The organism is Paenarthrobacter sp. PH39-S1 (assembly GCF_030063245.1).
GTDB lineage: Bacteria > Actinomycetota > Actinomycetes > Actinomycetales > Micrococcaceae > Arthrobacter_M.
Genome location: NZ_JASISR010000043.1, coordinates 24,316 through 29,657 on the forward strand (window position 1 = coordinate 24,316; position 5,342 = coordinate 29,657).

At 62.8% G+C, this 5,342-nt stretch carries 6 protein-coding genes; 3 read left to right on the plus strand and 3 right to left on the minus strand.

The window, feature by feature from the left end:
• Nucleotides 1–90 precede the first annotated feature (90 nt).
• Genes QMG52_RS19155 through QMG52_RS19165 form a run of 3 tightly spaced genes read right to left on the minus strand, consistent with a single transcriptional unit; the run spans nt 91 to nt 1,818 of the window.
• Nucleotides 91–696, minus strand: coding sequence for a dihydrofolate reductase family protein (locus QMG52_RS19155; RefSeq protein WP_283562015.1), 606 nt, complete (start codon nt 694–696; stop codon nt 91–93).
• 40 nt (nt 697–736) lie between these two features.
• Entirely contained in the window at nt 737–1,378 is a 642-nt protein-coding gene (locus tag QMG52_RS19160; RefSeq protein ID WP_283562016.1) for a winged helix-turn-helix transcriptional regulator, read from the minus strand.
• 5 nt (nt 1,379–1,383) lie between these two features.
• Complete coding sequence (locus QMG52_RS19165; protein ID WP_283562017.1) at nt 1,384–1,818, minus strand: VOC family protein; 435 nt, start codon at nt 1,816–1,818, stop codon at nt 1,384–1,386.
• A 285-nt stretch (nt 1,819–2,103) separates the two neighbouring features.
• On the opposite strand from QMG52_RS19165, the gene QMG52_RS19170 reads away from it, so the two are divergent.
• The 3 genes from QMG52_RS19170 to QMG52_RS19180 all read left to right on the plus strand — a co-directional run bounded on the left by QMG52_RS19170 (nt 2,104) and on the right by QMG52_RS19180 (nt 5,119).
• Entirely contained in the window at nt 2,104–2,931 is an 828-nt protein-coding gene (locus QMG52_RS19170; protein WP_283562018.1) for a patatin-like phospholipase family protein, read from the plus strand.
• A gap of 408 nt (nt 2,932–3,339) precedes the next feature.
• Nucleotides 3,340–4,170, plus strand: a complete 831-nt coding sequence (locus QMG52_RS19175) for an alpha/beta fold hydrolase (protein ID WP_283562019.1) — start codon at nt 3,340–3,342, stop codon at nt 4,168–4,170.
• 769 nt (nt 4,171–4,939) lie between these two features.
• Nucleotides 4,940–5,119 carry a recombinase family protein gene (locus QMG52_RS19180; RefSeq protein WP_349361765.1) on the plus strand — a complete coding sequence of 60 codons (180 nt, stop codon included), beginning with the start codon at nt 4,940–4,942 and terminating at the stop codon, nt 5,117–5,119.
• Nucleotides 5,120–5,342 lie beyond the last annotated feature (223 nt).

Genomic DNA, 5,342 nt, shown 5'->3' on the forward strand with positions numbered 1-5,342 from the left:
GCCCCCCCCCCCCCCCCCCCCCCGCGGGGTCAGCCACCAGTTCTTTCCTACCTGCCTGCGGGCCCATTGCGGGTGTGAAAACACTCCCGGCTACGCGCTGACGGGACGATAGACCTGTGCCATGGCGCCTGCCCGAAACTGGGTGGTACTGGTGAGTTCGAGGTCCATTGGCTGTTGCAGGTCGAAGAAGAGTGGAAAACCGGAGCCGAGCGCGACCGGATGAATCACGAGTCGGTATTCGTCGACCAGGCCGAGTTCTACCAGGCTGCGGGCGAAGTCCGCTCCTCCCTGGGCGAGGATGTAGTTGCCGGGTTCCTGCTTCAGGCGCAGCATCTCGTCCGCGAGGTCTCCATTTGCGATCCTGGCCGACGCCCAACTGGCTGCGCCGTGAGACGGCTCCTGCGCTGGCACTCCGCCCTGCCCTGCATGGAGGTCGAACGACTTTTGCCGCGTGAAGACTACCTTCGGGATGTCGTTCATCGGTGCTGCCATCGGGTCCGTCGCGGTGGGCCAGTAGCTCGCCACTTCGTTGTAAAAGTGGCTGCCCATGGCGTGCAGGCCCGCCTGCTGAAGAGTCTCCAAGACCCAGGCTGCACCGTCTTCGCTCCGCGAGCGAAGCGTCCAATCCATCTCGCCGTTCGGTCCGCCGACGAAACCATCCAGTGACATCGACATTTTCAGTATGAGCTTTCGCATGTGAGGCATGTCCTTTGGTAGTTGTGGGGCCGTTCTTGGACTAGGCGGCCAGGTGGAACGTGTTCGCGAAACGGTCGAGGAAGTCGCCGCGCCCGCGCAGCACCTCGACCACGCCGGTCGCGATCGCACGATCCGGGGTGAGCTCGCCGGAGATGAGCCGGCGGATGGCCGGCCCAGCGGCGAAGGCGAGGTCGACCGGCCCGTCGCCGCGTGCCACGTGGAGCGTGGAGCCGTCCACCCGGATGAGCAGCTCGGCGGGGCCGAAGCGCGCTGCGTAGGCGGTCGCCGGGAGGCTCGCCGCGACCTGCGGCCGGAAGGCTGTGCGGAGCGCTATCGTCATCGAGTCGGGGGTGATTATCTGCTCCTGGCGCGGATCGCCCATCGCCTTGAAGCCCCAGGCGCCGAGCGCGAGCACGACCGGCTCGAGCTCGCGGCCGTAGGGCGTCAGTTCGTAGACGATGACGCGCGAGTGCGGCACCCGGCGGAGGACGCCGGCCGCCTGCAGATCCTTGAGCCGCGTCGCCAGGATGTTGCTCGGGACTCGCGGCAGGCCAGCGGCGAGCTCTCCGTAGCGGCGCGGCCCGACGAGTAGGTCGCGGACGATGAGCATTGCCCAGCGTTCGCCCACGAGCTCCAGGGCTCGCGTGACGCCGCAATACTGTCCGTACTCGCGAGCAGCCATCGAGCTCAGGCCTGCTGGTTCGCGTAGGCCTCGGGGCCCTGCTCGGCCGCAACCGGGTCCATCCAGCCGAACTCGACGATGTTGCCGTCGGGGTCGGTGAGCGTGCGCTGGTACATGAAACCGTAGTCCGACGCGGGGTGCGGCTCGGCGCCGCCCGCTGCGACACCGGCGGCAATTGTCTTGTCGACGGCCTCCCGATCGTCGAGGAAGATCGCGGTCGCCACCGACGGGCTCACAGCCGGGTCGCCGATCGGGAGGTCGGTGAAGGTCTGGAAGAACTCGCGGACAAGCATCATGAAGTAGCTGTGGTCCTCCTCGACGATGACGCAGGCCGCGTTGTGATCGGTGAACTTCGGGTTGATGGTAAAGCCGATCGCCGTGTAGAACGCCTTCGCGCGCTCCAGGTCGGTCACCGGCAGGTTGACGAACATCGCGGTCATTGTGGTCTCCCTCGTTGGTTCTGTATGCGAACGAGACAACACTTGCAAAAAACAAGTGCCACGTCAAGAGCATTGATCTCGGCAACGCCCGCCCACGAGTGAACCAGTCGAATTCGTTGGCACACGGAGCCCAACCCGGTAGACTTCCCAGCGAACGTGACACGATTCGAGGAGGTGAGCCCGATGCACACACCGTCCACTCTGGGCGCTCCTTCGAGTTCACGGTCGCGCGACTGACGTAGCCGTCGCGGGGAGCGCTGCACGCACTCTCAGAAAGCTACGACTATGCATCATTCACTTCAGTTCAACTCGGAGACGACCGCTGACGGCGGCTCGGAACATCCCTCCGGTACAGCGTTGGTCCTTGGTGGTGGCGGATCGGCAGGCAATGCGTGGCTGATCGGCGTCATCGCCGGCCTGTTCGAGGCCGGGTTGGATGTGACCGAGGCCGATCTGATCATCGGGACGTCGGCCGGATCGACGGCTGTTGCCCAAATAACTAGCGCGACCCAACCGACCGAACTGCTTGCCAATATTCTCGCAGAGGTGCCACCGCTACGGACTGCTCCGGTCGGATCCAACCGTGGACGCGTTCCGAATAGGCCGTCGGTGAACCATATGGAGAAAACGAGCGCAATCATCGGTGCGGCTGAGGATGCGGCCGACATGCGCCGCAGGATGGGTGCGGCGGCGCTCGAGACGGACGGGGCGGCGGACAGTTCTGTGCAAACGCAGTGGCGCGCTACCGTCGCCGTTCGGCTGCCCAGTCAGCGCTGGCCGCAACGGCGGATGCTCATCACAGCGGTCGATGCCCATACCGGTGAACCGGTCGTGTTCGACCGCGACAGCGGGGTCGACCTGGTGGACGCCGTGGCCGCCAGCTGTGCCAGTGGCTTCGCCTACAGTATCGGCGACAGCCGATACATCGACGGCGGCTACCGAAGAAACGAGAATGCCGATCTGGCAGAGCCCTCGCCGAGCAGCTCACCGAATTCTGGCGCTGACGCCTACGGACCCAGTCGACTCGGTAGGCGTCAGCGCCAGAATTCGGCTCACCTTTCGTGCAACTGCGGCGTAGCGGGGGAAACGCCTTCTGCCAGGCAAAATGCCTGATGGACGGCGGAAGTGGCCTCGCGGGGAAGTGGTATCCGTTTCATCATTGGTTTCGTAAAGCGAAGCCAATGAATAGTCTTCTCGTAATCACCCGTTTTCCGTCTAAACCAGACGCTGAAGTGTCTCGTAACTCTTGTGCCTCGAAACCCATGGGTTATGAGCCATTTGGGTTATGAGACATTTCTGCCGATTCTCTCGCTGGGCTTTGCCCAATTTTCTGACACCATGCTCGGGTGGTCCAATGGCTAGTGCAACGTTGATGAGTTCGTTCAGTTTGGCAGAGGGGCCAGGGCATGTCTCCTAAATCGGGGGCCTACTGGCTGGAATGCTTCAAGATCGCAGGCACCTGGCAGGACCACGTCCTTTACCAGCACATCCTCTACTGAGCCTCAGCGTCTGGCATGAGCCTTGCCCACGGTCCACTTGCGCGGCTACCTTGAGGCTATGGAATCCGAGGTCCGGGATTTTAGGCTCCGGACAGGCATCACGGTGCCGTGTCTCGTCCAGGGCGACGCCGACGCGCGGCCAGTGCTGCTGCTGCATCCATGGGGCGAATCCCGCGGCTGCTTCGACCGCCTGGTACCGCTGCTAACTGGCTTCAGGGTCTACGCCCCCGACCTCCGCGGGCAGGGCGACGCGGACAAACCGGAGTCGGGCTACTCCCTTGCGGAACAGGCCGAGGACGCCGCCGCGATTCTTGACGCCCTCAACGTTCGGAAGGCCTTCGTCCTCGGCTCCTCCAGCGGCGGCTACGTCGCCCAGCAGTTGACCGTCGCTTACCCCGAGCGGGTCGCGGCACTCGTGCTGGTGGGCTCTCCCCTGAGCCTCCACGGACGGGCCCCGTTCGCCGATGAAGTGGACCGCCTGACGGACCCCATCGACGAGGACTGGGTCCGGGATTCGTTGTCCTGGTATCCACTGCTGCATGCGGTTCCCTCCTGGTTTATCGAGGACCGGATACGTGACGGCGTTAGAATGCCCGCCCACGCCTGGAAGGGCATCCTGCATGGCCTAGGCACCGCCCCGCCGCCAACTGAGTCGGGAACCATCCACGCACCCACACTGATCTTGTGGGGCGACCATGACAGCTTGTTGCCACGGAGCGACCAGGAAACCCTGGCAGCCCGGATAGCCGGCACGGTCCTGAAGGTTTACCCCGATGCGGCGCATCTGGTCTTGTGGGAATGCCCGGATCGGGTCGCGTCCGATGTGACGGCGTTCTTTGATTCCCTCGAGTGATCTATTAGATGCGCGCCGCGGACTCGGAGCCTTCGACGCCTCGTGAAAGCCTCGAGCAGAAAGTGCCGTGGATACCTTCCGAAGGAGGAGGTACCCACGGCCCTGTACATTACTGAAAGCGGAAGCGACTAGACCAATATGAAGGGGCCCAAGTCTCAGGCCGGAACCCCCGATTCAAACTGATTCGTGGGTTGCCGTGCGGACCGTAGTTTGCGGCGGTAGAGCCACATTTGAAGGTGTCCAGCCGAATTCGGCAGCAACGGCTCGATCCGGGCCCACTGATCACCACTCACTTAGGACCGCTGTTCGCGACACCCCTCAAGCATTCCAGCCGACACGCACAGACGTGACCGTCATGTCCATGTCCGTCTCCTCTCGAGAAGCAAACCTGACTCGTTAGTGCCCCCCGCACCAAGACCCCCAGGAAATCAACGATCCACAGCCCCGAAGAGCCGAATGACCCAAGGTGGCACGAGTCGGGAGATCAAGAGGTGGCACGAGTCGGGAGATCAAGGGCGCCCCAGACCCGACCGTGTGGATGGGCTCCTACTTGCGCTGAGTGCGCCCACGACGCGTCACATATCCGTAGTGATACGAGGCGTCTCACCGAACAAGCGATCGCCGCGAATGCAATAGTCCAGCTTTCGCGGAATCGCACAAGTTCGACGACGAACGACGATTCTCCTAACTATGTCTCACAACTCTCTGGTTGAATCGGTGTACTCACCGTTAGTTACGAGACACATTGGAGCAGCCCATGAAATGACTGATCGGCTACGCACGCGTTTCGACGCGGCAGCAGTCCACCGACCGGCAGCAGGCAGACCTTGGGGACATCGGCGTACGACGCGATGACCTCAACTTGGATCACGGTGCATCCGGAGAGCGAGCCTCACGACCCGAGACTTATCGAGCGCTCAACAGCCTGGCGAAGACACGTCCGGCCTAATTGATCAGCCAGGTGAAGCAGTTCCCTAGAAAGAGCTCCCCCGGAAAACAGTCATTATGAAGCAGAACAGGAATGATGCCCACCGAACAGGGCACATCGAAAAATGTCAAGCTGTATGGAGTCACTTGGCGCTTAGCGTGGCTGTTCTTGTTTCGGGGAGGTTGATGCCGACATGGTCGGCCGGGGCTGGTGTGCTGGGTCGGCGGCGGAACCTTCCAGGATT

Bases quoted from the DNA above. Each gene is read 5' to 3' on its own strand.
- QMG52_RS19155 (WP_283562015.1), bottom strand. From the start codon at position 696: ATGCGAAAGCTCATACTGAAAATGTCGATGTCACTGGATGGTTTCGTC.
- QMG52_RS19160 (WP_283562016.1), bottom strand. From the start codon at position 1,378: ATGGCTGCTCGCGAGTACGGACAGTATTGCGGCGTCACGCGAGCCCTG.
- QMG52_RS19165 (WP_283562017.1), bottom strand. From the start codon at position 1,818: ATGACCGCGATGTTCGTCAACCTGCCGGTGACCGACCTGGAGCGCGCG.
- QMG52_RS19170 (WP_283562018.1), top strand. From the start codon at position 2,104: ATGCATCATTCACTTCAGTTCAACTCGGAGACGACCGCTGACGGCGGC.